The sequence below is a fragment of the Agromyces sp. S2-1-8 genome (genome assembly GCF_021129215.1).
In the GTDB taxonomy this organism is placed as follows: domain Bacteria; phylum Actinomycetota; class Actinomycetes; order Actinomycetales; family Microbacteriaceae; genus Agromyces; species Agromyces chromiiresistens.
The window spans coordinates 637,241-660,333 of record NZ_JAJOLP010000001.1; the positions used below are offsets into that span (position 1 = coordinate 637,241).

Sequence of the window (23,093 nt, forward strand, 5' to 3'; positions counted from 1 at the left end):
GGTGCTCCGTTCCAGCGGGGGTCGGGTTTCCATCATTCCGGGATGCCGCGACCCGCGCACACAGCAGGTAAGCTGCTTACTCGAAGTAAGTGAAGGAGCGGCGCACATGGAGTATTCCCGCGAGGCCGAGGGCGGCTCGGCCGGGCGTTCGGCCGACGAGCTCGGCGCGCGCCGCTCGGCGCGCCTGCGCGAGCTCGGGCACATCGACGACGAGGCGTGCCGCCGGTTCACCGGCGCGATCGAGTTCGCGGGCCGCAAGTGGAACGCCGCGATCCTGCTCGCGGGAGTGCGCGGCGCGCGGCGCTTCAGCGAGTACCGCGACACCGTGCACGGCATCTCCGACCGGGTGCTCACCGCACGACTGCGAGAGCTCGAGGCCGACGGGCTGATCGAGCGGCACGTGCGCCCGACGACCCCCGTCACGATCCACTACACGCCGAGCACCCGCGCACTCCAACTCATGGAACTGCTGCAGCCCCTCGTCGAATGGCAGCGCGCCGACGACCGGGCCACGCGAGTCACGGGCGCAGAATCCCTCTGAGCCATCCGTTCGACGAATGCGAGCCCGCCGAGACCGACATCGCGCGAGGCGACCGCGTCCGACAGGATGGAGCTCGTGACTGCAAACGTTTTCATCGCCGGCCCGGCGTCCTGGAACCGCATCGTCCTGCTCGACCGGCTGCCCGAGCCGGTGCCGCACATGCAGTTCGCACTCTCCGAACACGAGACCGTCGGCGGCACCTCGGCGGGCAAGGCGCTCGGCCTCGCCGGCCTCGGCCGCCGCCCCGCGTTCTACACGCTCATCGGGGCCGACGCCGACGGCGCTCGCGTATCGGCGGCGTTGCAGGCGGCCGGGGTCGAACTCATCGTCGGGCCGACCGGCGCGACCGAGCGGCACCTCAACCTCATGACCCCCGCCGGCGAGCGCGTGTCGCTCTACCTCTCCTCCCCGGGCGAGGCGTCGGCCGAGTCGCGGCAGGCGACCGAGGCATCCGTGAGCCAGGCGATGGCGGATGCCGCGGCCATCGTGCTCGACCTCGCGCCCGAGGCCGGCCGGCTCATTCCCGCCGCTCGCGCGACCGGCCGTCCGATCTGGACCGACATCCACGACTACGACGGACGGGCGGCGTTCCACCGCCCGTTCATCGAGGCCGCCGACGCCGTGTTCATGAACGCCGACGGCATCGGCGATCCGGTGCCGTTCCTGCGCACCCTCATCGACGGCGGCGCCTCGATCGCGGTGTGCACGCTCGGCGCCGAGGGCGCGGTCGCGCTCGACGCCGCCGGTCGCGAACACCGGGTCGACGCGGCGCCCGTCGACGTGCTCGACACGAACGGCGCAGGCGACGCATTCATGTCGGGAGTGCTCGACGCCACCCTCGACGGAGCCGAGCTGCCCGAGGCACTCGCGGCGGGCGCCCGGCACGCGGCATCCGTGCTGACGACCCGCCACCTGCACCCTGCGCTCGACGCCGTGCTGGGCGGGTAGGCCGTCGAGGAGCGACGAAGGAGCGTGTCGAGACCACGGGCAGTGGTCTCGATCCGGCGCTGCGCGCCTATCGATCGACCCGCGTCGACGAACTAGCGGCCGCGATGGTCGACGAACTCCATGCGCGGGCCGCGGCGCGGCTTGCCGCGAGCACCCGAGTACCCGAGCAGCCGGATGACCCGGTAGCGCTGGCCCGCCCACGGCTCGAGCGCGGCGAGCATCTCGTCGTCGGTCATGTCACGGCCCTCGAGCGCGTGCCCGACGAAGTTCGCGAGGTGGTAGTCGCCGACCGAGACGGCGTCGGCGTCGCCGAGCGCGCGCTGGGCGACCTCGGCGGCCGTCCACGCCCCGACGCCCGTGAAGTGGGTGAGCCGGGCGAACGCGTCGGCGGGTGTCATCGACGCGGCCTCGTCGATGCGCGCGGCGTACGGGGCGAGCGCGACGATCGTGCGCGAGCGCTTCGGGTCGACGCCGGCCCGGTGCCACTCCCAGCTCGGGATGCGTCGCCAGCCGTCGGCCGACGGCGCCACCCGCATCGTGCGCGGCACGGGCCCCGGCGCCGGTTCGCCGAACCGCTGCAGCAGCGCGCGCCAGGAGTCGTGGGCCTGCAGCGTGATCACCTTCTGCTCGAGCACGGCGGGCACGAGCGTCTCGAAGACGCGACCGCTGCGCGCGACCCGCATGCCCGGATTGCGCCGATGCGCGTCGGCGAGCCGCGGCAGCAACGGCTCGAACGCATCGGTCGCGTCGCGCGCCCCCACCAGCTCGGGGGCGGATGTCGCGGCCTCCGCCGCGCCCGGCCCCCAGGCCTCGCAGCGGAACTCGTCGGTGCCGCGCTGCGAGAGCCGCATCGTCGCGATGCCCGAGGGCATCCGCGTCGTGCGCCAGACCGAGCGGTCGGGCGCGGTGGCGAAGCTCGGGTCGCGGGGGCCGCGGCGCAGCGCGCCGACGGTCTGGTGCAGGTCGGTCGGGTGCGGCGCGCGCCAGTCGAGCTCGGCGTCTGCGGTCACCTCTCCAGTGTGCGCCATCCCGCCGACGCGCCCGCCGTGAGGCCGGAGCACCGTGTGCAGGCCGACGCACGGAGCTTGCACAGAATCGCATCGGACAATGGATCGTTGCGCTTCGATCGCGATCTGTGCGAGGAAGTTGCGTGAAACCCCATCAGGGGTGAGACTTGCTCTGCCATTCGAGAGGACAGACATGGGCACCGCACCAGAATCCCCCGCCCGCGCGACCACCGCCGCTTCCGAGCGGGGCGCCGCCGCGGCCTCCTCGTCGATCGACGCGACCCGCATGCACGCCGTCACCGGAGAAACCGAATCGATCGTCGACCTGGTGCTCGACTACTCGCGTCGGCGCCTGCTCTCGACCGACACTCCGCTCGACAAGCCCGAGACCGAGGCCGAGCTGCAGCGCCTGGCCGGCCGCACCATCGACGAGCGCGGCATCGGCGCGAGCCGTGCGCTCTCGATCTTCGAGCACGTGCTCGCGCCCGCGTGCATCACGATCGACCACCCGCAGTACCTCTCGTTCATCCCCGCGGCACCGACGAAGGCCGCGATGGCGTTCGACCTCGTCGTCTCGGCGTCGAGCCTCTACGGCGGCAGCTGGATGGAGGGTTCCGGCGCCGTGCACGCCGAGAACGAGGTGCTCGCCTGGCTCGCGAACGAGTTCGGCCTGCCGACGGGTGCCGGCGGCGTGTTCGTGCAGGGCGGCACGATCGGCAACCTCTCGGCGCTCGTCGCCGCGCGCGAACTCGCCCGCGAGAAGCGCGCCGCCACCGGCGCGCCGATGCCCGCCCGCTGGAAGCTCGTCTGCTCGACCGAGGCGCACTCGTCGAACAAGTCGGCCGCGAAGGTCATGGACGTCGACGTCGTGCTCGTTCCGGCCGGCGACGACGGCATGCTTCGCGGCGACGCCGTGCGCGCGGCGCTCGAAGAGCACGGCGACGACGTGTTCGCGGTGATCGCGACGACCGGCTCGACGAACTTCGGCATCGTCGACGACGTCGCCTCGATCGCCGCGCTCAAGGACGAGTACGACTTCTGGCTGCACATCGACGGCGCCTACGGCCTCACCGGCATGCTCTCGCCGGTCGCCCGTGCCCGTTACGCCGGCGTCGAGCGGGCCGACTCGGTGATCGTCGACCCGCACAAGTGGCTGTTCGCCCCCTTCGACGCGTGCGCGCTCATCTACCGCGACCCCGAGATCGGCCGCCGCGCCCACACGCAGCACGCCGAGTACCTCGACACCCTCACGGGCAAGCCCGAGTGGAGCCCGTCGGACTTCGCGGTGCAGCTGACCCGCCGCCCGCGCGGCCTGCCGTTCTGGTTCTCGCTCGCGACCTACGGCGCCGCCGCGTACCGCGCCGCGATCACGAACTCGCTCGAGCTCGCCCAGCGCATCGCCGACGAGATCCGCACCCGACCCGAGCTGCGGCTCGTGCGCGACCCGCAGCTGTCGATCGTCGTGTTCGAGCGCGACGGATGGACGATGGACGACTACGAGCGCTGGTCGGCGAAGCTGCTCGACGAGCAGCGCGCGTTCGTCACGCCGAGCTCGCACGCCGGGCGGCCGAACACCCGGTTCGCGATCATCAACCCGATGACGACGTTCGAGCAGCTGGTCGCGATCCTCGACTCGATGCGCTGAGCGCGCGCGAGCTGCTCGACGCGGGGCCGTTCCGCGCTGAGGTGGGTTCGGCGCGCTGAGGTCGGTTCGAACCCACCTCAGCGCGTCGTACCTGATTCATGGCGGATGCCACGGGCCCTCTCGCTGCGGGTGCTCGAGGTGCTCCGGCTCATCCGCACCCAGGCGGGTTCGGGCCCGAACGCCGGGGCCATCTCGGGGCGGAGTCCGGCGCTGCCTGACCCCCGATCCGCGGTGCCCGCGTCGTCACATACGGCGGCGCGGGCAGCGTGCGGGCGTAGCGTTGAGGCATCCGCGAACCGACCGCCGGGAGGCGAACAATGCCGCGAGCCGATGCGCCCGACCCCGCCGTGAACGACGAGCACCTCGTCATCGAGCCGACCGTGCTCTACGTGGGCACGCCCGTCTACCTCGTCGTCACCGAGAACGCCGACGGCACGGCGAACCTCGCGCCCGCGTCGAGCCATTGGGCGCTCGGGCGCATGCTCGTGCTCGGACTCGAGGCCGACGGCCAGTCGGCGCAGAACCTGCTCGAACGTCCGCAGCTGACGGTCAACTTCCCCGCGGCGAAGCAGTGGCGCGAGGTCGAGCGGCTCTCGGCCGTCACCGGTCGCGACCCGGTGCCCGACGCGAAGGCCGACCAGTACCGGTTCGAGCCGCGCAAGTTCGAGCTCGCGGGGTTCAGCGCGCAGCCGTCCGACCTGGTCTCACCACCGCGCGTGCGCGAGGCGCCGCTGCAGTTCGAGGGCCGGGTGCGCCGCATGACCTCCGGCGTCGACGCCGGGTACTTCATGGTCGAGGTCGAGGTGGTGCGCGTGCACGCCCTGCCCGAGCTCAACGTGCCCGGCACCCAGCACGTCGACCCGCACGCGTGGCACCCGCTCATCTACAGCTTCCGCCACTTCTTCGACCGCGGCGAGCAGGTCGGATGGACGCGCAAGTCGCCCACTGCCGCTTCGCTTCCGGATGTCTCGGGGCGGGCGCAGCCCGAGGCATCCCGCGTCGCCCGTACCCCGCTCGAGGAGCTCGAGCGCTGGGAGAGCTTCGGCGGAACGTGGGCCCTGCGCGAGCTGACCGACGACGGCGCGATCGTGAGCCTGTGCCGGTGCGACGGCGGCGAGGAGGTGTCGCGGATCGTCTCGGCCGATCCGGCGTTCGTGAGCCGGGCGGCCGAACAGGAGGTGCAGTCGTGAGCGACGCCACCCCGGTACTCTCGACGGCGTGGTCGCGTTCGCTCGGCCTCGCCACGCCGATCGTCAGCGCGCCGATGGGCGGCGTCGCCGGCGGACGCTTCGCCGACGCGGTGTCCCGTGCGGGCGCGCTCGGCATGATCGGCATGGGCAGCGCGGGCTCGGCGGCGAAGCTCACGGCGCAGCGCGCCGAGTTCGAGGCGGCAGGAGGCCGGCGCCCGTTCGGCATCGGCATGGTGCACTGGGGGCTCGAACGCGACCCGGCGATGTTCGACGTCGCGCTCGAGGCCCGCCCGGCGCTCGTCTCGGTCGGCTTCGCAACCCGCTTCGACTGGGTCGACCGCGTGCACGGGGCCGGATGCCTCGCGGCGACGCAGGTCTACACCGCGGCCGAGGCGGTCGTCGCGGCCGATGCCGGGGTCGACGTCATCGTGGCCCGCGGCGCGGAGGGCGGCGGGCACGGCGACCCGCGCATGGGAACGCTCGCCCTGCTCGACGCGGTGCTCGACGCGCTCGACGACCGCCGGGCCGCCGCCGGGGCGACCGGCGCGCACGAGTCGACCGGTCGCTCGGGGTCACCCGCGGTGCTCGCCGCCGGCGGGATCGGCTCGGGTCGCAGCCTCGCGGCGGTGCTCGCGGCCGGTGCCGACGCCGCTTGGATCGGCACCGCGTTCATCGCGAGCCCCGAGGCGCTCACGCCCGAGTCGGCGAAGCCGGTGATCTTCGCCGCGACGGGCGACGACACGGTCAACACGAGCGCGGCCGATGCCGCACTCGGGCTGCCGTGGCCCGACCGCTTCCCCGAGCGGGTCATCCGCAACGACTTCGTCGACGAATGGGAGCACCGCTTGCCCGAGCTGCGCGGCGAGAGCCACGGCGACGGTCTCGACGCGTTCAAGGCCGAGTTCGCACGCGCCAACTCCGCCGGCGAGCACGACCTCGTGCCCTTCGACGCCGGTCAGGGGGTCGGGCTGCTGCGCACGTCACGCCCGGTCGCCGACGTGATCGCGGGGCTCACGCACGAGGCATCCCGGTTGCTCGCCCGCCGGTTCTGAGCGCCGTTACGAGACCGCGTGCCCGGTCTGCTCGTCCGGCTTCCGGAACACCTGCCGCATGTGGTCGCTGTCGAGGAAGTCGGCGATGCCGATCAGGATGAGGCTGAACACGATCTGCTCGGTCACCATCCAGAACGGGAAGAGCCCCGGGATCGCGGCCATCACGAGCGTCACGACCGGGAAGATCTTGCTGAACAGCCGCAGCCGCGAGTACGCCCAGCGGTAGCCCTTCTGCGCCCGCCAGGCGAAGTAGAAGAGCGTGACGGTCATGCCGAGCACGACGAGGATGCGCATCCACACCGGGAACGCGAGCACCGTGCCGTTGAAGAACAGCACGGCCGCGACGACGAACGCCGCGAGCCCGATGAGCACCTCGAGCGCGAGCAGCCAGGTGATCCACGTGAACGCGCGGCGGGTGCGCGGGTGGCCGACGAGTTCGTCCGCGACCTTCACGCCCGCGGCGCGGCCGCCGGCGATGCGGTCGAGCTTCAAGAGCATCGGCTCGAGATCCATGGTGTTCCCTCCCCTCCGAGGGTACGCGGATGCCTCGGAGCCCGGCATCGATCGGAAGTTCGAGTCCCGCTCCACCGGTCGCCGCTACGCTGCGACCATGCGCTTCGGAACCCTCGACTTCTCGCCCGCCGTCGATTCGCCCGAGCTGCTCGCCCCGCCGACCGCCGCCGCACTGGCCGCCGCGCCCGATCGCGACGTGCTCGTCGCGTCGATCGACCCGTCGCTCGCCGACACCGCCGCGTTCTGCGAGCACTACGAGATCTCGCCCGGCGACGGCGCGAACTGCGTCGTCGTGCAGGCCCGCCGCGGCGACCGCACCTGGTACGCCGCGTGCCTCGTGCGCGGCGCCGACCGGCTCGATGTGAACGGCGCGGTCCGACGGCGCCTCGACGCCCGCAAGCTGTCGTTCGCGCCCATGGACCTCGCGGTCGAGCTCACCGGCATGCAGGTCGGCGGCATCACACCCCTCGGCCTGCCCGAGGGCTGGCCGATCCTCGTCGACGAGTCGGTCGCCGCGCACGAACGCCTCATCGTCGGCGGCGGCAACCGCGACGCGAAACTGCTCGTGTCGGGCGCGTACCTCGCCGGCCTGCCCGGCGCCGAGGTGCTGCCGATCGCGCTCCCGCTCGCGGGTTGAGGAGCGAGCGCGGCGAGCGTCCCCGCACCCCCCCCGCTCAGCCCGGGTCGGGCTCGACCGCGCGCGACGAGAGCGCGGCGGCCAAGCGCTGGCGCGCCCGTCTGATCCGCTGGCGCACGAGCGCCGGGCTGATGCCGAGCAACTCGGCGATCTCGTTGCCCGATCGATCCTCGAGCGCCGAGAGCACGAGTGGGGTCCGTAGCGGCTCGGGCAGGTCGCCGATCGCGCTGAGGGTCGCGCGAAGGTCGACGCGTGCTTCGATGCGCTCGTCGACCGACGGTGCGTCGACGTGCGACTCGGCGTCGAGCCGGTCGTCGAAGCGCCGCCCGCGGAGGTGGTCGACGGCGGTGTTGCGCGCGATCGCGTCGACCCACGCGCACACCGTGCCCGCGCCGGGGTCGCGCACGCCGTCGATCGCCTTCCAGGCGCGCAGCAGCACGGTCTGCGCGAGGTCGTCGGCGTCGTCGGGATGGATTCCGAGACTGAGCGCGCGACGACGGAGCCTCTGGGGCTCATCGGCGATGAGTTCGAGCAACGTGCTCTCCTGAGGGGCGGATGAGGGCATCTGTCACATCTCTCGCTCGTCGACGTCTTTCTCGATGACCCGTCCTCCGGGTCACCTACTCGAAGATCGGAGCCTCCATGTCTATTCCCGTCACCGACCTCGGCGCCCTGCCCCTCGCCTTCGCCGAGCGCTTCAACGCCCAGGACCTCGAAGGCCTGCTCGACCTCAACGAGCCCGGCGCGGTGTTCGTGCCGGCCCCGGGCCAGCCGGTCGAGGGCGATGCCGTGCGCCCCGCACTCGAGCAGTTCCTCGCGTTGCGGCTGCCGATCTCGATGCGCACCAAGCACGCGTTCGTCACGGGCGGGACCGGCCTCGTGATGGCCGAGTGGGCGATCGCGGGTGCCGGTCCCGACGGCTCGGAGGTGTCGCTCTGGGGCATCACGGCCGACGTCGCCCGGTACGACGAGCAGCACGGCTGGCGGTACGTGATCGACAACCCGTTCGGCACCGTCTGAACCTGTCGCCGACCGAGCGCGTCCGCCGAGCGTCGTCGGCGGGGCCACTTCCGCGCGAGGCGCTCAGCCTCGCGCCGCCTCCTGCACGACGTCGCGCAGGCGCTCGAGCGCGGGCAGTGCGACGGCGAGCGCCGCACGGTCGGCGTCGTCGAGCCGGGCGAGCGATGCGACGAGGATCGCCTCGCTCGCCCGGTCGAACCGGTCGAAGAGCGAGAGCGCCCGCGTCGAGGCCCGCACCTCGACGCGGCGCCGGTCGGTCTCGGGCACTTCGCGGGTCACGAGCCCCGCCGACTCCATCGCCTTCAGCAGGTTGCTCACGGTCGGCCGGCTGAGGCCGAGCTCGGTGGCGAGCTCCCCCGGCGATCGCATGACGCCGCGCGGCAGCGCGCGCAGCACCTCGATGTGGGCGTCGGGCAGGTCGGGCAGGTGCGCGGCCGTGCGGGCGGCCTTGAGCAGGCCGCGCCGCAGCGGCGACACGATCGAGCCCAGCCGCGCGAGCTCCTGTGCCGGCTGTCCCTCGGTCATCCGTTCAGTCTGCCATCGGCGGCGCCGACTCGGGCGTGAGCGACGCTCGCTCGTTGAGCGCGGCGGGGTGGAAGCCGGCGGTGCGCTTGTAGCCGTCGGCGATCTCCTGCAGCTCCTCGGCGGGGATGACGTCGTGGATGTCGGCGAACCCCTCCGGCGCGCGGTCGTAGGCGAGCTGCATGACCTTCTCGGGCCCGAGCTGCCGGGTCATCTCGAGCAGCCGCGCGGTCGTGGGACGGCGGTCGGCCTCGTAGGCGGCGAGGGCGCGGCGCACGGCACCGGCACGCGCCTCGGCGTCGGTCGAGACCTCCGGACCGGATGCCTCGTTCGCGAGGTGGAAGGCGAGCGTGCGCCCGTCGATGATCGCCTGCGAAGCGCCGTTCGACCCGTTCGGGTACATCGCATGCGCGGCGTCGCCGATGAGCGTCGAGCCGCCGAAGGTCCACTGCGGCAGCGCGTTCCGGTCGACCATCGGGTACTCGAGGATCTCGTCGGCGGCAGCGATGACCGCGGGCACGTCGAGCCAGTCGAAGCTCCAGTCGGCGAAGAGCCGTTCGATGGGGCCCGCGTCGACGGCGTGGTTCCAGTCGGCGGTCTCGTCGACGCCCTCGGGCGCTCGGCGCTCGGCGATGAAGTTGAGGCGGGTTGCGCCCGCGTCGGCGCCGGGGGCGACGAGGGGGTACGAGACGAACTTCTGCTCGCCGTCGCCCGCCATGATCATGGTGCGGCCGTCGAGGTAGGTCGGCACGGTCGCGGTGCCCCGCCAGAGGATGAGGCCGTTCCACACGGGGCCGCCCTCGTCGGGGTAGGCCTGGGCGCGCATCGCCGAGTGGATGCCGTCGGCGCCGATGACGACGTCGGCGGCGACCTCGAACTCCTCGGGCCGGCCGTCGCCGCCCTCGCGCACGAACTTGGCGAACTCGGCGTGGCCGGCCACCCGGGCGACGGGCGAGTCGGTCTCGAGGTGCTCGACGCCGACGAGCCGGCAGCCGAGGCGGATCGTGTCGGGCCCGAGGCGGCGCTCCACCTCGCGGGCGAGCAGCAGCTGGAACTCGCCGCGGTGCACCGAGAGCTGCGGCCAGCGGTAGCCGGCGTCGAGGCCGCGGGGCTCCGACCAGATGGGCTGCCCGAAGCGGTTGTAGTACGAGAGGCGGCTCGGCGGCACGCCGATCGAGGCGACCTCGTCGGCGAGGCCGAGCTCGGTGAGCTCGCGCACCGCGTGCGGCAGCAGGTTGATGCCGACGCCGAGCGGCTTGAGCTCGCGCACGCGCTCGTAGACGGTGATGTCGCGGAAGCCCGCGCGGTGCAGGCTCAGGGCAGCGGCGAGCCCGCCGATGCCGGCCCCGGCGATGACGATCTTCAACATGGCCTCCTTGTCATGGGCGCGCCGCGGTCGCAGGGGTGCGGTCTCGTCGGGAGCGTGCAGATAGTTTTGCAACAAAACTCTTTCTCCGCAAGGCCGTCGCGCATGTCGGTGCTCGGTGGCAGGCTGGTGGTGAACCCGGGCGGCATCGACCAGGAGGCATCCATGTGCGGCAGATTCGTGGTCTCGCAGAAGGTCGACGACCTCACGGCGGTGTTCGACGCCGAGAACGACTTCGACGACTGGCAGCCGAGCTTCAGCCTCGCGCCGACCGATACGGTGCCAATCGTCCGCGAACGCGCCGATCGCGAGACGGGCGAGTTCGTGCGGCGGCTCGAGCCGGCCGTCTGGAACTTCCACCCGTCGTTCATGAAAGATGCGAAGCGCCCGCAGTTCAACACCCGCATCGAGACGGTCGCCACCAACGGGTTGTGGAAGGGCGCGTTCGCCCAGGGCCGCTGCATCGTGCCGATGCGCGGCTACTTCGAGTGGACGGGCGAGCCCGGCAAGAAGCGCGCCCACTACCTGCACGGCGAGGGCGACGTGCTCGCGGCGGCCGGCATCTCGACCGCGCGCAAGCTGCCCGACGGCGAGTGGCAGGTGTCGACCTCGATCATCACGAGAGAGGCGCGCGACGCCTCGGGCGAGATCCACGACCGCATGCCGGTGTACCTGCCGCTCGACGAGATCGAGCGGTACCTCGACCCGGCGAAGCTCGACGCGGGCGGAATGCAGGCGATGGTCGACTTCCTGATCGAGGCGTCCGACCGCGTCGCGCCGACGATCACCGAGTACGAGGTCGACCCGCGCGTGAACAACCACCGCGCGATCGACCCCGGCGACCCCACGCTCATCGACCCGCTGTCCTCCGAGGTCTGAGCGACCTCGCCGGGCGAGCAGCGAGCCACGAAGGAGCCCGCCTGTCGAGACCCAGATCCGATCTCGCTGCGCTCCTGCGTCGCCGCTCGACCACGGGCCCGTGCCTACTCGACCGGCGCCGCCCCGAGCAGCGGATCGTCCTCGCGCCAGGTCGGGTCGTCGAGGTACCTGATGTTGCCCATGTGCGCGAGGATCAGCGTGCTCACGCGGGTCACGTCTCGCTGCGCGATCGCGTCGTAGAGCGCCTGGTGCTCTGCCGCGACCCGGTCGAGGTCCTCGTGCTGCACGAGCAACCACCGGATCCGGCTGCGCAGCAGCCCGTCGATCTCGAACAGCAGGTCGTTGCCCGCGATCGCCGTCACGGTCTCGTGGAAGTCGGCCGCAGCGCGGCGGGCACGCGCCGCGTCGCCGGCGCGCGCCGCGTCGAGCTCGGTCTCGAGTGCCGCGCGCAGCCGCTCGAGGCCCTCGCGCGTGCGCCGGTTGGCCGCGAGCCGGAAGGCCAGCACCTCGAGCGCCGAGCGCACCTCGTTGAGGTCGGCGACATCGGCAGGGGTGAACTCCCGCACGACCGCCCAGGTGCGCGGGCGCGGGGTCACGAGCCCCTCGGCGACGAGCGTCTTCAGCGCCTCCCGCACGGGGACCCGGCTGACGCCGAGCTCCTCGGCGAGGTCGCGCTCGACGAGCTTCGATCCGGGCAGTCGCACGCCGTCGAGGATCTCGTCGCGGATCCGCCGGGTGACCCGCACGGACTCCGGTTCGAACACGTCGGGCGCACTCATGCGCACCATTGTTCCATCCGCGTCCGCTCGTGCCGCGGCACGACGGGGGCGTGATGCGCCGTCAGACGCGATCGTCGACTCCGGCCCAGCGGGCGTGCAGCGCACGCAGCTCGTCGGCGAACTCGGGCGCGGGGCCGGCGACGTCGATGCCCGGTGCGATCTCGCCGATCGGCAGCGCGGCAACGGGCCCGTCGGGCAGCCCCCACGACCGTCGCCACGCGACGAGCTGCTCGGTGCTGCCCGCGTAGACGATGCGGCCGAGACCGACCCACGCGTGCGCGGCCGAGCACATGGGGCAGTGCTCCCCCGACGTGTAGACGGTGCTCGCCGCGCGCTCGGCGGGCGTCAGGTGCTCGGCGGCCCAGCGCGCGATCTCGAACTCGGGATGCCTCGTCTGGTCGCCGCCCGCGACGCGGTTGCGGTCCTCGAACAGCACGCGGCCCTCAGCGTCGACGATGAGCGAGCCGAACGGCTCGTCGCCGGAGTCGAGCGCCTCGCGTGCGAGGTCGACGCAGCGTCGCAGGTGCGCCACGTCGGCCGTGGTGGGCGGTCGGGGGTCTCGTCGGGTCATCCGTTCGTCTCCTCTGCCTGGCAACCCGCCCCTCGCGGGCTCTGCCTCGCGAGCGTAGCGATCACGCGGAGAATGCGCGATCACGCGACGCTGCTGCAACCCGGGAACCGAACGTCTCCGAATCGCAGCGCCCTCCGAATCCCCTCGGCCGGTCGCGTCCGCGCGATCCTCCGCGCGCCCATGATGGTATACCAATTAGGGCAGCCCGCGACGATGCCGTCGAATCGGCGAACACCTCAGAGCCGGGGCATCCGTGCCACCATGGACTCGTGCAGCTCAGACTCGCCGTCGACGCCGACGTGCCCGCCATCTCCGAGACCCTCTCCCTCGCCTTCGCGGACGATCCCGCGTGGGGCCCGATCCTGCGACTCGCCGACGGCGACGCGACCGCGCTCGAGCGGTTCTGGGCGCCGTTCGTGCGCGGCGCGCTCCGGTACGAGACCGTGTGGGTCGTCGACGACGGTGCCGCCGTGGCGGTGTGGCTGCCGTCGGGCGGCGACGAGATGACGCGCGAGCAGCTCGCCGACGTGCAGGCCTTCGTCGACGAGCGCCTCGACGACGAACAGCGCCGCGCGTTCGCGGAGATCTGGGAGGCGTTCGAGCACCACCACCCGGCCGAACCCCCGCACATGTACCTCAGCCTGCTCGCGACGCACCCGTCGCGACGCGGCGAGGGCCTCGCCCAGCAGATGCTCGCCGAGAACCTGCGCGCGTTCGCCGCGCAGGGGCTGCCGGCCTACCTCGAGTCGACGAACCCCGCGAACAACCGGCGCTACGAGCGAGCGGGCTTCCGCGAGGTCGGCGCCTTCACGGCCCCGATCGGCGGAGGCCGCGTCGCGACGATGTGGTGCGAGCTTCCGGGCTGAGCCGAAGCGGTGCGACGGCGGCCTGGCGACGGCCGCGACTCGACGGCGTGACGCGATCGAGGCCGGGGATCCGCAAGGATCACCCGGCCCCGAGTCGACGAAGTCGCGTCAGCGTGCCGTGCCGGCACCCGCATCGTCGGCCACGTCGTCGACGAGCGGCTCGAGCGCGTCGAGGCGCTCGGCGACCGGGCCGACGGCCGCAGCGAGCTTGGCGCCGGCCGATGCGACCGCGGCACCGACGGCCGCACCGTCGTGGTCGGCGGCGCGAGCAGCCGCACCGCCTGCGGCCGCGCCGCCGATGATCGAGCCGAGCAGCTCCTTGAGCCCCACGCCCATGGTCGAGCTCAGCATCGCGTCGACCTCGGTGATGCCCGAGACGGCGTTCTTCGCGAGCTGCGAGGCGCCGTCGGTCGAGACGACGGTGAGCTGGTCGATGTTCGACATCGGTGCGGCGAGCTCGCGGGCGATGAGCGGCAGGGCGTCGATGACGCGCATCTGCAGCAGCGCCTCGGACTGCTGGGCGACGGCCTCGGCCGCGGCCTTCGTCGCGGCGGCCTCTGCGGCACCCTTCGCCTGGATCGCGTCGGCCTCGGCGAGGCCCTCGGCCTTGAGCGCCTCGGCCGAGGCCGTGCGGGCGATGCGATCGGCGTCGGCGGCGATGCGCACGGCCTCGGCTGCGGCCTCGGCCTCGACCTTCACCTTGTAGGCCTGCGCGTCGGCGACGGCCTTGACCTCGGAGTCGAGCTCCGCGGCGCGCAGTGCGGCCTTCTTCTGCGCGGTGATCTCCTGCTGGGCGACGACCTCCTGCTGCGAGAGCGCCTCGGCCAGCGGGCGGGCGGCGGCGGCCTCGGCCATCGCCTTGTCGGTCTCGCGCTGCAGCGCCGCCTTGCGCTGGGCGAGCTCGGCCTCGCGCTCGGCGACGGTCTGCTCGGCGGCGATCACGGCTTCGCGCGCCTCGCGCTGTGCGACGGCCTCGGCGATCTCTGCCTGCTTGCGCACCTTCGCCTGCTCGGCACGGCCGAGGTCGTCGATGTAGCCGTTGGTGTCGGAGATGCCCTTGATCTCGAACGAGTCGACATCGAGGCCCTGGTTGACGAGCGATTCGCGGGCGACGCCGAGCACCGCGGCAGAGAGCTCGTCGCGGCGGTTGATGATCGTGAGCACGTCGGTCGCACCGATCGAGGCGCGCAGCGAACCCGAGAGCACCTCCTGGGCGAACATGTCGATGTTCTTGTCCTGCCCGAGGAACCGCTGCGCGGCGGCACGGATCGACGCGGCCGAGTCACCGACCTTCACGATCGCGACGGCGTCGACGTGCACGGTGATGCCGTTGTTCGTCTGCGCCTCGGCGCGGATCTCGATCGCGCGCGAGCGCAGCGAGATCTTGTGCGCCTTCTGGAAGAAGGGCATGATCCACACGCCCTGGCCGTGCACGACGCGCTGCCCCGACTCCTCGGTGTCGACGCCGTCGACGACGCGGCGACGCGAGCGCTTGCCGGTGACGACGATGGCCTCGTCGGGCGAGACGTTGCGGTACAGCACCTTCGCCCAGATCCACAGGGCGATCACGACGATGACGGCAAGGATGACGATGCCGATGATCGGGGCGGCGGCGAAGAACTCGAGCATTGGGTCCTCTCGGGCGGGTTCGGGTCGGGGGCCTCGGGTGGCCCTGCTCAAGAATGGCGGCCTGCGCCCAGTGGCGCAATGGGCAGGCCTGCCCGTTCGCCGAGCTCGGGCGGCTCAGCCCGCAGTGACGGCCTTCGCGTAGTGGCGACGTGCCTTCTCACGGTTGCCGCAGCTCTCCATCGAGTGCCACCGCCGCGCGTTGCCGCGACTCGTGTCGATGAAGAAGTGCTGGCAGTCGGGCGCGGCGCACGGCCGGATGCGCGACCCCGACGGGGACTGCAGCGCCGCCCACTCACGGATGGCGGCACCGCCGATGCGGCGGCCCGCCTCGTCGCGGTCGCGCCAGACGAGCCCTCCCTCGGCGGCGAGCTCGGGCCGGCGGGTCATCGCCACGAGCCAGGGCTCGAGCGCATCCGGCGAGCGGGTGCCGCGCAGCACCGCGACGAGCGCGTCGCGCACCGCTCGGGCGTCGTCGAGGTCGGATGCCTCGGCGGGGACTCCGTGGGCACGCAGCCAAGCCGCCCCCCGCTCGTCGTCGAGTTCGTCGTCGACCCGATCGTCGTAGACGAGTCGCGAGTTGACGAGGTCGAGCAGCAGCCCTGCGGTGGCGACGGGCTCGGTCATGACGGCTCCTCGGGGTTCATCCGGTGTTCCCCAATTCTAACTTGCACGGAATAGCGATGGGGTTATAGCGTTGCATCCACACCAGAACTAACCGGATTGAAACTGCAATCCAGTTATACCGGAAGGAACCCAGGAGGACCCCATGTCGTACATCACCGTCGGAACCGAGAACTCGCAGAACATCGACCTGTACTACGAGGACCACGGGTCCGGGCAGCCGGTCGTGCTGATCCACGGCTACCCGCTCAGCGGCGCATCGTGGGAGAAGCAGTCGGCCGCGCTGCTCGAGGCCGGCTACCGCGTGATCACCTACGATCGGCGAGGCTTCGGCAAGTCCAGCCAGCCCACCACCGGCTACGACTACGACACGTTCGCCCACGACCTGAAGGCGGTGCTCGAGACACTCGACCTGCGCGACGTCGTGCTCGTCGGCTTCTCGATGGGCACGGGCGAGCTCGGCCGCTACCTCGGTGCGTACGGCGGCGAGCGCATCGCGAAGGCCGCCTTCCTCGCCTCGCTCGAGCCGTTCCTGCTGCAGACCGACGACAACCCGGCCGGCGTTCCCGCCGAGGTCTTCGCCGGCATCGAGCAGGCGGCGAAGGCCGACCGCTACGCCTGGTTCGACGAGTTCTTCCAGAACTTCTACAACCTCGACGAGACGCTCGGCAGCCGCATCAGCGATGCGGCCGTCCGCGCGAGCTGGAACACGGCGGCGGGCGCCTCCTGGTACGCCTCGTCGGCGGTCGTGCAGTCCTGGCTCACCGACTTCCGCGACGACATCGCGAAGGTCGAGGTGCCGAGCCTCATCCTGCACGGCACCGCCGACCGCATCCTCCCGATCGACTCGACCGCCCGCGAGTTCGTGAAGCGACTCCCCGCTGCCGACTACGTCGAGATCGAGGGCGCGCCGCACGGGCTGCTCTGGACGCACGGCGACGAGGTCACCGAGGCGCTGCTCGCCTTCCTCGCGAAGTAGACCCGGCCGAGGGAACCATCCTCGAACGACGAAGAGCCCCCGCGACCGCGGGGGCTCTTCTGTTCGTGCGCGAGGGGGGACTTGAACCCCCACACCCTTGCGAGTACTGGCACCTGAAGCCAGCGCGTCTGCCAATTCCGCCACTCGCGCATGTGCGGTCGCACCGTAGTGCGTCCAGCCACGAGAGCCTAACACCTCGCGGCCGACAACTCCATTCGAGACGCCTCCGCACCCCTTCGACCCGCCCGGAGCAGAACCCTTGGCATCCGCTCCGAGTCGCGCACCGGCCTCGCGCCCGTCGGCCGGCCGGGAATAGCATCGGAACCCCGGGTACCGGCGCCCACCGACCGATGCGACGAAAGGAGCGCCCCGTGACCCATCTCCCCACCTCCACCCCCGACGAGCGATCCGAACGCGCGACCCGGCCCCGCGACATCCGCGGCTGGCTCTTCGACCTCGACGGCGTGCTCACCCCGACCGCGATCGTGCACATGCACGCGTGGTCGCGCCTCTTCACCCCCTACCTCGAGGCGCACGGCGCCGCGCCGTACACCGACGCCGACTACTTCGCGTACATCGACGGAAAGCCGCGCTACGACGGGGTGCGGAGCCTGCTCGAGAGCCGAGGCATCCACGTGCCCGAGGGCACACCCGCCGATCCCCCCGAGGCCGACACCGTGTGCGGGCTCGGCAACCGCAAGAACGCCGCCTTCAACGAGACGCTGGCCGACGAGGGCGTCGCGCCGTATCCGGCGAGCGTCGCCTTCCTCGACGCGGTGCAGGCGGCCGGATGCCTCGTGGCCGTCGTCTCCAGCTCGAAGAACGCGCCGTCCGTGCTCGAGGCGGCGGGCATCGCCGACCGCTTCGAGGTCGTCGTCGACGGTGCCGTCGCGGCCCGCGAGGGACTGCCCGGCAAGCCCGCCCCCGACACGTACGAGCGCGCCGCCGAGCTGCTCGGCCTGCCGACCACCGCGTGCGCCGTCGTCGAAGACGCCGAGTCGGGCGTGAAGTCGGGCGCGGCGGGCGACTTCGGGCTCGTCGTCGGCGTCGACCGCGGGGTCGGTCGCGACGTGCTCGAGCGTCTCGGCGCCGATGTCGTGGTCGACGAGCTCGACGAGCTGATCCCCGATCTCGATCCGAACCGGAAGGACACCACATGAGGTTCGCCGACGACGACCCCCTGAACCGCAGCAGGTTCCCGGTCGACGAGTGGGCGCTCGTCGAGACCGAGTTCGGCGAGTCCGACATGGGCCGCACCGAGACCCTCTTCGCCGTGGGCAACGGCTACCTGGGCCTCCGCGGCAACGTCGAAGAGGGCCGCGACGGCCACATGCACGGCACGTTCGTGAACGGCTTCCACGAGACGTGGCCGATCCGCCACGCGGAGGAGGCGTTCGGCTTCGCGCGGGTCGGGCAGACGATCGTGAACGCGCCCGACGCGAAGATCATCCGGCTCTACGTCGACGACGAGCCGCTCGTGCTCACCGAGGCCGAGCTGCTCTCGTACGAGCGGCGACTCGATTTCCGCCTCGGCGCGCTGAGCCGGTCGATCGAGTGGCGCACGCCGGCCGGAAAGCGCGTGCTCATCACGAGCCGTCGCATGACGAGCTTCACCGACCGGCACCTCGCGGTCGTCGACTACGAGGTCGAACTGCTCGACGCCGACGCCGCCGTGACGATCTCGAGCCAGATCCTCAACCGCCAGGACGGCCGCGACGAGTACCGCTCTGGCGTCCAGCAGGAGGCGCAGACCCCCGGCGCCTTCGATCCGCGCAAGGCCGAGCAGTTCAACGACCGGGTGCTGCAGCCGCGCGTCAAGCGCACCGAGGGCGGCCGCTACATGCTCGGCTACCAGTGCACGAACTCGAGCATGACCCTCGCCGTGGGCGCCGAGCACGCGATCACGACCGACAACCCGTTCACCGAGAGCGGCACGATCGGCGACGACCTCGCGAAGCACGTGTACCGGGTGCAGGCGAAGCAGGGCATGCCGATCCGCATCACGAAGACGATCAGCTACCACACGGCGCGCAAGGTGCCCGCGCGCGAGCTCGCCGACCGCTGCGATCGCACGCTCGACCGGGCCGCCGAGATCGGCACGGGCGAGCTGTTCGCGCAGCAGCGGTCGTGGCTCGACGACTTCTGGGGCCGCTCCGACGTCGAGATCGCGGGCCGGCCGATGCTGCAGCAGGCGACGCGCTGGAACCTGTTCCAGCTCGCGCAGGCCACGGCGCGCACCGACGGCGGCGGGGTCGCGGCCAAGGGCGTGTCGGGCTCCGGCTACGGCGGGCACTACTTCTGGGACTCGGAGATCTACGTCCTGCCGTTCCTCACGTACACGGCGCCGATCGTCGCCCGCAACGTGCTGCGCTTCCGGCAGCGCATGCTCGACGCCGCGCGCGCCCGGGCGCTCGAGCTCAACCAGCGCGGAGCACTCTTCCCGTGGCGCACGATCAACGGCCTCGAGTCGAGCGCGTACTACGCGGCGGGCACGGCGCAGTACCACATCGACGCCGACATCGCCTTCGCCCTGTGCCAGTACGTCGCCGCGACCGGCGACGACGACTTCCTCGGCCGGGGCGCGATCGACGTCCTCGTCGAGACCGCCCGCATGTGGGAGGACCTCGGCTTCTGGCGGTCGAACGCCGACGACGTGTTCCACATCCACGGCGTCACCGGTCCCGACGAGTACACGACCGTCGTGAACGACAACCTCTACACGAACGTCATGGCGCGCGCGAACCTCGCGGCCGCGGCGGGCGCGGTCGACAACCTGCAGGTGAACGATGCGGCGGCCTACCACCGGCTCGTCGATCGACTCGGCGTCACGCCGGCCGAGGTCGCGAGCTGGCGGCGCGCGGCGGCGCACATGCACATCCCCTACGACGAGCAGCTCGGCATCCACCCGCAGGATTCGGCGTTCCTGCAGAAGGAGCTGTGGGACCTCGAGAACACGCCCGACGACCGGCGTCCGCTGCTGCTGCACTACCACCCTCTCGTCATCTACCGCTTCCAGGTGCTCAAGCAGGCCGACGTGGTGCTCGCCCTCTACCTGCAGGGCGACCGATTCACGGCCGAGGCGAAGCGCGCGAACTTCGAGTACTACGACCCGCTGACGACGGGCGACTCGACGCTGTCGGCGGTCGTGCAGTCGATCGTCGCGGCCGAGGTCGGCTACCACGAGCTCGCGATGCGGTACTTCCGATCGGCCCTGTTCGTCGACCTCGCCGACCTGCACCACAACGCGGCCGACGGCGTGCACGTCGCCTCGACGGGCGGCGTGTGGTCGGCGCTCGTCTCGGGCTTCGGCGGATTCCGCGACCACGGCGGCCGGTTCACGTTCGACCCGCGCCTGCCCGACGGCTGGACGGGGCTCACCTTCAGGGTCACCGTGCTCGGCACCCGCGTCCGCGTCGAGCTGACCCCCGAGCAGATCGCGTTCACGGTCGAAGCCGGCACCGCCGCGACGCTCTCGGTGCGCGGCGTCGAGGTGACGGTGACGGCGGACGCGCCGGTGTCGGTGCCGCTCGACGGCCAGGGGCCGCGGCTCTACGGCTCGCCGACGATGCAGGATGTCGCGGGCACGCGCCGGGCCGACGGTACCCTGCTCACGGCGTCCATCCCGACCCTGTCGCTCGACGCCGACGACATCGAAACCGTCATCCCGATCGACTGATCCGGGGTGTTTCCAGCCGCTCGCGCTAACATGACGCGAAGTCAGACACCGGAATCGGGAGACCTGTGGGCCTACTGGACAACTTCGAGAAAGGTCTCGAGCGCGCCGTGAACGGCGCGTTCGCGAAGACCTTCCGTTCGGGGCTGCAACCGGTCGAGATCACCTCGGCGCTCAAGCGCGAGATCGACACGAAGGCGGCCGTGGTCTCGCGCGACCGCGTGCTCGTGCCGAACAACTTCGTCGTGCGCATGTCGCCGACCGACCACGAGCACATGTCGGGGCTCGGTCCCGCACTCATCGACGAGCTGGTCGACCTCGTGCAGAAGCACGCGGCGAGCCAGCACTTCCAGTTCGCCGGCGGCATCACGATCGCGCTCCGGTCCGACGAGGGCCTCAGCGTCGGCATGGTGCAGGTGGACTCGCAGAACGTGAAGGGCCAGGTGGCCTGGACCCCGGTGCTCGACGTCAACGGCAAGCGCTACCCGATCATCAAGGGCCGCACGGTCATCGGCCGCGGCTCGGAGGCCGACGTCACCCTCGACGACTCGGGCGCTTCGCGCCGCCACGCCGAGGTCCAGTGGGACGGATCGCGCGCCCGCGTGCGCGACCTCGGCTCGACCAACGGCACCCAGCTCGACGGCGCCCCCGTGAAGGAGGCCATCCTGCCACCCGACTCCGTCATCACGATCGGGCGATCGCGCATCGTGTTCCGCGTGCTCGCCCAGGCCGCCGGCGGCGGCGAGCCGCCGTCGGCCACCCGTCGTCACGACATGGGCGGATTCTGGGGGCCGACCGTATGAGCGAACTGACCCTCCTCGTCCTCCAGCTCGCGTTCCTGCTGCTCCTGTGGGTGTTCATCTTCGCGATCGTGTACGCGCTGCGCAGCGACCTGTTCGGCCAGCGCGTGCGCAAGCTCCAGCCCGACGCGGCGGCCGCGTCCGCACCGACGGCGAGTTCGTTCCCGAGCTCGCCGGTCGCATCCGCGCCGGCCGCGGCGGCCGCGCCGACTGAGGCGGTCACGACGCCGCCGTCCGGCGGCAACGGCGAGCTCGCCTCGAGCGACAACGCGCGGCGCTTGATCATCACGAACGGCGCGAAGTCGGGCACCGAGTTCCCGCTCGGCACCGACGAGATCACGATCGGCCGGTCGAGCGACTCGGCGATCATCATCCGCGACGACTACACCTCGACCCACCATGCCCGGCTCATGCTGTGGAACGGCCGGTGGATGATCCAGGACCTCGACTCGACGAACGGCACCTTCCTCAACGGCTCCCGAGTGACCGTGCCCACGCCCATCCCGCTCGGAGCCACCGTCAAGGTCGGCGCGACGACGTTCGAGCTGCGGCGGTAACCGATGCCGGCGGTCAAGGCGAGCGCAGCGGTCTCGCATGTCGGGCGCATCCGCTCGAACAACCAGGACTCCGGCTACGCCGGACGCCGGTTGTTCCTCGTCGCCGACGGCATGGGCGGTCACGCGGGCGGCGACGTCGCGAGCGCGATCGCGACGCGGCGCATCGCCGACGCCGACCTCGACTACGACAGCGCCCCCGAGGCCGCCGCCGCGCTCGAGGGCGCCCTGATCGCGGCCAACCGCCGGCTCGCCGAGACCGTCGCCGAGCACTCCGAGCTCACCGGCATGGGCACGACCGTGAGCGCCATGCTGCACCTGGGCGACCGCATCGTGATCTCGCACATCGGCGACTCGCGCATCTACCTGCTCCGTTCGGGCGAGCTCAGCCAGATCTCGACCGACCACACCTTCGTGCAGCGGCTCGTCGACGCCGGCCGCATCACGGCCGAAGAGGCGATGGTGCACCCCCGTCGTTCGGTGCTCATGCGCGTGCTCGGCGATGTCGAGGCGTCGCCCGAGATCGACCAGATGGTGCTCGACACCCGCGAGGGCGACCGCTGGATGCTCTGCTCCGACGGACTCTCGGGCGTCGTCGCGTTCGACGACATCCACGAGCTCATGTCCTCCGAGGCGGGCGCCAAGCCGGTCGCCGACCGACTCGTCAAGGCTGCGCTCGACGGCGGCGCACCCGACAACGTCACGGTGGTCGTGGTCGACATCGGCGAGCCCGCCGCCCCGGCGACGCCGCCGCTCATCGTCGGCTCCGCCGCCGCCCCGCTCGCGTTCGGCGCCGCCGCCGAGCCCGTGAAGCCCCGGGGCATCCGCCTGACGCCGTTCCGGCCGCACCCGGTGCAGGAGACGCACTTCGAGCCCGACTCGGCCGACTACTTCGACGAGCTGATCGAGGAGGACGAGCGCCGGCGGCGCCGCCGCCGCATCGTGTGGGGCGTGTGGATCACGCTCTTCGTCGCCGCGATCGTCGCGGCCGTCGTGCTCGGCTACCAGTGGACGCAGACGCGCTACTACGTCGGCGAGTCGAACGGCCGGGTGGCCATCTACCAGGGCATCCAGCAGAATCTCGGCCCCATCTCGTTGCACGAGCTGCACCGCGAGACCGAGATCGACGTGTCCGAGCTGCGCACGTACGACCAGCAGCGCGTCGAGCAGACCATCAGCGCGGGCTCGCTCGCCGAGGCATCCCAGATCGTGGAGCGATTGGAGGCGTCCCTTGACTGACCGCTCCGACTTGCCCACGCAGGGCGTCGTGACCGCCGGCGACGGCGGCACGCCCGCCAAGC

Annotated in this window: 24 protein-coding genes and 1 tRNA gene; 15 read left to right on the forward strand and 10 right to left on the reverse strand. The window is 71.8% G+C overall.

Annotated elements, in window-relative coordinates; translation table 11 throughout:
• Positions 1-106: 106 nt before the first annotated feature.
• Positions 107-541 carry a helix-turn-helix domain-containing protein gene (locus LR269_RS02855; protein ID WP_231429197.1) on the forward strand — a complete coding sequence of 145 codons (435 nt, stop codon included), beginning with the start codon at positions 107-109 and terminating at the stop codon, positions 539-541.
• A 75-nt stretch (positions 542-616) separates the two neighbouring features.
• Positions 617-1,489, forward strand: a complete 873-nt coding sequence (locus tag LR269_RS02860; protein ID WP_231429198.1) for a carbohydrate kinase family protein — start codon at positions 617-619, stop codon at positions 1,487-1,489.
• A gap of 92 nt (positions 1,490-1,581) precedes the next feature.
• On the opposite strand, the gene LR269_RS02865 is transcribed toward LR269_RS02860, so the two are convergent.
• Positions 1,582-2,499, reverse strand: coding sequence for a DNA-3-methyladenine glycosylase (locus LR269_RS02865; RefSeq protein WP_231429199.1), 918 nt, complete (start codon positions 2,497-2,499; stop codon positions 1,582-1,584).
• Positions 2,500-2,782: 283 nt separating this feature from the next.
• On the opposite strand from LR269_RS02865, the gene LR269_RS02870 reads away from it, so the two are divergent.
• From LR269_RS02870 to LR269_RS02880, 3 genes are all read left to right on the forward strand, one after another.
• Positions 2,783-4,141 (forward strand): aminotransferase class V-fold PLP-dependent enzyme, encoded by a 1,359-nt coding sequence (locus LR269_RS02870; RefSeq protein ID WP_231432214.1) that lies wholly within the window; start codon positions 2,783-2,785, stop codon positions 4,139-4,141.
• 317 nt (positions 4,142-4,458) lie between these two features.
• A complete protein-coding gene (locus LR269_RS02875) occupies positions 4,459-5,331 on the forward strand; it encodes a flavin reductase family protein (RefSeq protein ID WP_231429200.1) in 873 nt (290 codons plus the stop codon).
• A complete protein-coding gene (locus tag LR269_RS02880) occupies positions 5,328-6,383 on the forward strand; it encodes a nitronate monooxygenase family protein (RefSeq protein ID WP_231429201.1) in 1,056 nt (351 codons plus the stop codon). The genes LR269_RS02875 and LR269_RS02880 overlap by 4 nt, the downstream gene beginning before the upstream one ends.
• A 6-nt stretch (positions 6,384-6,389) precedes the next feature.
• Here the strand turns inward: LR269_RS02880 and LR269_RS02885 are convergent, their stop codons facing one another.
• Positions 6,390-6,896: a hypothetical protein gene (locus LR269_RS02885; RefSeq protein ID WP_231429202.1), complete on the reverse strand. Its 507-nt coding sequence runs from the start codon at positions 6,894-6,896 to the stop codon at positions 6,390-6,392.
• A gap of 97 nt (positions 6,897-6,993) precedes the next feature.
• On the opposite strand from LR269_RS02885, the gene LR269_RS02890 reads away from it, so the two are divergent.
• On the forward strand, positions 6,994-7,533 hold the full coding sequence (locus tag LR269_RS02890) for a YbaK/EbsC family protein (RefSeq protein ID WP_231429203.1): 540 nt from the start codon (positions 6,994-6,996) through the stop codon (positions 7,531-7,533).
• A gap of 37 nt (positions 7,534-7,570) precedes the next feature.
• Here LR269_RS02890 and LR269_RS02895 read toward each other — a convergent pair whose 3' ends face one another.
• A complete protein-coding gene (locus LR269_RS02895; protein WP_231429204.1) occupies positions 7,571-8,068 on the reverse strand; it encodes an RNA polymerase sigma factor in 498 nt (165 codons plus the stop codon).
• 107 nt (positions 8,069-8,175) lie between these two features.
• On the opposite strand from LR269_RS02895, the gene LR269_RS02900 reads away from it, so the two are divergent.
• Positions 8,176-8,553 carry a nuclear transport factor 2 family protein gene (locus LR269_RS02900; protein ID WP_231429205.1) on the forward strand — a complete coding sequence of 126 codons (378 nt, stop codon included), beginning with the start codon at positions 8,176-8,178 and terminating at the stop codon, positions 8,551-8,553.
• 63 nt (positions 8,554-8,616) lie between these two features.
• Here LR269_RS02900 and LR269_RS02905 read toward each other — a convergent pair whose 3' ends face one another.
• Both LR269_RS02905 and LR269_RS02910 read right to left on the reverse strand, forming a co-directional pair.
• The gene (locus tag LR269_RS02905; RefSeq protein WP_231429206.1) at positions 8,617-9,078 is read right to left on the reverse strand and encodes a MarR family winged helix-turn-helix transcriptional regulator; all 462 of its coding nucleotides are present in this window, start codon (positions 9,076-9,078) and stop codon (positions 8,617-8,619) included.
• 4 nt (positions 9,079-9,082) lie between these two features.
• Complete coding sequence (locus LR269_RS02910) at positions 9,083-10,444, reverse strand: flavin-dependent oxidoreductase (protein WP_374201068.1); 1,362 nt, start codon at positions 10,442-10,444, stop codon at positions 9,083-9,085.
• Between the two features lie 102 nt (positions 10,445-10,546).
• Here LR269_RS02910 and LR269_RS02915 point away from each other — a divergent pair, with 102 nt between their 5' ends.
• Positions 10,547-11,320, forward strand: a complete 774-nt coding sequence (locus LR269_RS02915; RefSeq protein ID WP_231429208.1) for an SOS response-associated peptidase — start codon at positions 10,547-10,549, stop codon at positions 11,318-11,320.
• Positions 11,321-11,424: 104 nt separating this feature from the next.
• Here LR269_RS02915 and LR269_RS02920 read toward each other — a convergent pair whose 3' ends face one another.
• Both LR269_RS02920 and LR269_RS02925 read right to left on the reverse strand, forming a co-directional pair.
• A complete protein-coding gene (locus LR269_RS02920; RefSeq protein ID WP_231429209.1) occupies positions 11,425-12,099 on the reverse strand; it encodes a GntR family transcriptional regulator in 675 nt (224 codons plus the stop codon).
• Between the two features lie 61 nt (positions 12,100-12,160).
• Positions 12,161-12,670, reverse strand: a complete 510-nt coding sequence (locus LR269_RS02925) for a nucleoside deaminase (protein WP_231429210.1) — start codon at positions 12,668-12,670, stop codon at positions 12,161-12,163.
• A 269-nt stretch (positions 12,671-12,939) separates the two neighbouring features.
• On the opposite strand from LR269_RS02925, the gene LR269_RS18965 reads away from it, so the two are divergent.
• Positions 12,940-13,536, forward strand: coding sequence for a GNAT family N-acetyltransferase (locus LR269_RS18965; RefSeq protein WP_231429211.1), 597 nt, complete (start codon positions 12,940-12,942; stop codon positions 13,534-13,536).
• A 108-nt stretch (positions 13,537-13,644) separates the two neighbouring features.
• On the opposite strand, the gene LR269_RS02935 is transcribed toward LR269_RS18965, so the two are convergent.
• Positions 13,645-15,165, reverse strand: a complete 1,521-nt coding sequence (locus LR269_RS02935; protein ID WP_231429212.1) for a flotillin family protein — start codon at positions 15,163-15,165, stop codon at positions 13,645-13,647.
• Between the two features lie 114 nt (positions 15,166-15,279).
• The gene (locus LR269_RS02940) at positions 15,280-15,789 is read right to left on the reverse strand and encodes a CGNR zinc finger domain-containing protein (RefSeq protein ID WP_231429213.1); all 510 of its coding nucleotides are present in this window, start codon (positions 15,787-15,789) and stop codon (positions 15,280-15,282) included.
• A 142-nt stretch (positions 15,790-15,931) separates the two neighbouring features.
• On the opposite strand from LR269_RS02940, the gene LR269_RS02945 reads away from it, so the two are divergent.
• Positions 15,932-16,765, forward strand: coding sequence for an alpha/beta fold hydrolase (locus tag LR269_RS02945; RefSeq protein ID WP_231429214.1), 834 nt, complete (start codon positions 15,932-15,934; stop codon positions 16,763-16,765).
• 66 nt (positions 16,766-16,831) lie between these two features.
• Here the strand turns inward: LR269_RS02945 and LR269_RS02950 are convergent.
• Positions 16,832-16,915 (reverse strand) — tRNA-Leu (locus LR269_RS02950).
• A 221-nt stretch (positions 16,916-17,136) separates the two neighbouring features.
• On the opposite strand from LR269_RS02950, the gene LR269_RS02955 reads away from it, so the two are divergent.
• The 5 genes from LR269_RS02955 (at position 17,137) to LR269_RS02975 (ending at position 23,031) form a co-directional block, all read left to right on the forward strand.
• Entirely contained in the window at positions 17,137-17,925 is a 789-nt protein-coding gene (locus LR269_RS02955; RefSeq protein ID WP_374201069.1) for an HAD family hydrolase, read from the forward strand.
• Positions 17,922-20,441, forward strand: coding sequence for a glycoside hydrolase family 65 protein (locus LR269_RS02960; RefSeq protein ID WP_231429215.1), 2,520 nt, complete (start codon positions 17,922-17,924; stop codon positions 20,439-20,441). Before LR269_RS02955 ends, LR269_RS02960 begins: the two co-directional genes overlap by 4 nt.
• Before the next feature lie 65 nt (positions 20,442-20,506).
• A complete protein-coding gene (locus LR269_RS02965) occupies positions 20,507-21,241 on the forward strand; it encodes a DUF3662 and FHA domain-containing protein (RefSeq protein WP_231429216.1) in 735 nt (244 codons plus the stop codon).
• Complete coding sequence (locus tag LR269_RS02970) at positions 21,238-21,795, forward strand: FHA domain-containing protein (protein WP_231429217.1); 558 nt, start codon at positions 21,238-21,240, stop codon at positions 21,793-21,795. The genes LR269_RS02965 and LR269_RS02970 overlap by 4 nt, the downstream gene beginning before the upstream one ends.
• A 3-nt stretch (positions 21,796-21,798) precedes the next feature.
• Entirely contained in the window at positions 21,799-23,031 is a 1,233-nt protein-coding gene (locus LR269_RS02975; RefSeq protein ID WP_231429218.1) for a PP2C family serine/threonine-protein phosphatase, read from the forward strand.
• The last annotated feature ends 62 nt before the right edge of the window (positions 23,032-23,093 follow it).

Coding starts and splice junctions, on each gene's coding strand:
- LR269_RS02910 (WP_374201068.1), bottom strand. CDS start 10,444: ATGTTGAAGATCGTCATCGCCGGGGCCGGCATCGGCGGGCTCGCCGCT.
- LR269_RS02915 (WP_231429208.1), top strand. CDS start 10,547: ATGTCGGTGCTCGGTGGCAGGCTGGTGGTGAACCCGGGCGGCATCGAC.
- LR269_RS02945 (WP_231429214.1), top strand. CDS start 15,932: ATGTCGTACATCACCGTCGGAACCGAGAACTCGCAGAACATCGACCTG.
- LR269_RS02855 (WP_231429197.1), top strand. CDS start 107: ATGGAGTATTCCCGCGAGGCCGAGGGCGGCTCGGCCGGGCGTTCGGCC.
- LR269_RS02890 (WP_231429203.1), top strand. CDS start 6,994: ATGCGCTTCGGAACCCTCGACTTCTCGCCCGCCGTCGATTCGCCCGAG.
- LR269_RS02875 (WP_231429200.1), top strand. CDS start 4,459: ATGCCGCGAGCCGATGCGCCCGACCCCGCCGTGAACGACGAGCACCTC.
- LR269_RS02960 (WP_231429215.1), top strand. CDS start 17,922: ATGAGGTTCGCCGACGACGACCCCCTGAACCGCAGCAGGTTCCCGGTC.
- LR269_RS02970 (WP_231429217.1), top strand. CDS start 21,238: ATGAGCGAACTGACCCTCCTCGTCCTCCAGCTCGCGTTCCTGCTGCTC.
- LR269_RS02925 (WP_231429210.1), bottom strand. CDS start 12,670: ATGACCCGACGAGACCCCCGACCGCCCACCACGGCCGACGTGGCGCAC.
- LR269_RS02920 (WP_231429209.1), bottom strand. CDS start 12,099: ATGAGTGCGCCCGACGTGTTCGAACCGGAGTCCGTGCGGGTCACCCGG.
- LR269_RS02885 (WP_231429202.1), bottom strand. CDS start 6,896: ATGGATCTCGAGCCGATGCTCTTGAAGCTCGACCGCATCGCCGGCGGC.
- LR269_RS02935 (WP_231429212.1), bottom strand. CDS start 15,165: ATGCTCGAGTTCTTCGCCGCCGCCCCGATCATCGGCATCGTCATCCTT.
- LR269_RS02975 (WP_231429218.1), top strand. CDS start 21,799: ATGCCGGCGGTCAAGGCGAGCGCAGCGGTCTCGCATGTCGGGCGCATC.
- LR269_RS02940 (WP_231429213.1), bottom strand. CDS start 15,789: ATGACCGAGCCCGTCGCCACCGCAGGGCTGCTGCTCGACCTCGTCAAC.
- LR269_RS02870 (WP_231432214.1), top strand. CDS start 2,783: ATGCACGCCGTCACCGGAGAAACCGAATCGATCGTCGACCTGGTGCTC.
- LR269_RS02905 (WP_231429206.1), bottom strand. CDS start 9,078: ATGACCGAGGGACAGCCGGCACAGGAGCTCGCGCGGCTGGGCTCGATC.
- LR269_RS02900 (WP_231429205.1), top strand. CDS start 8,176: ATGTCTATTCCCGTCACCGACCTCGGCGCCCTGCCCCTCGCCTTCGCC.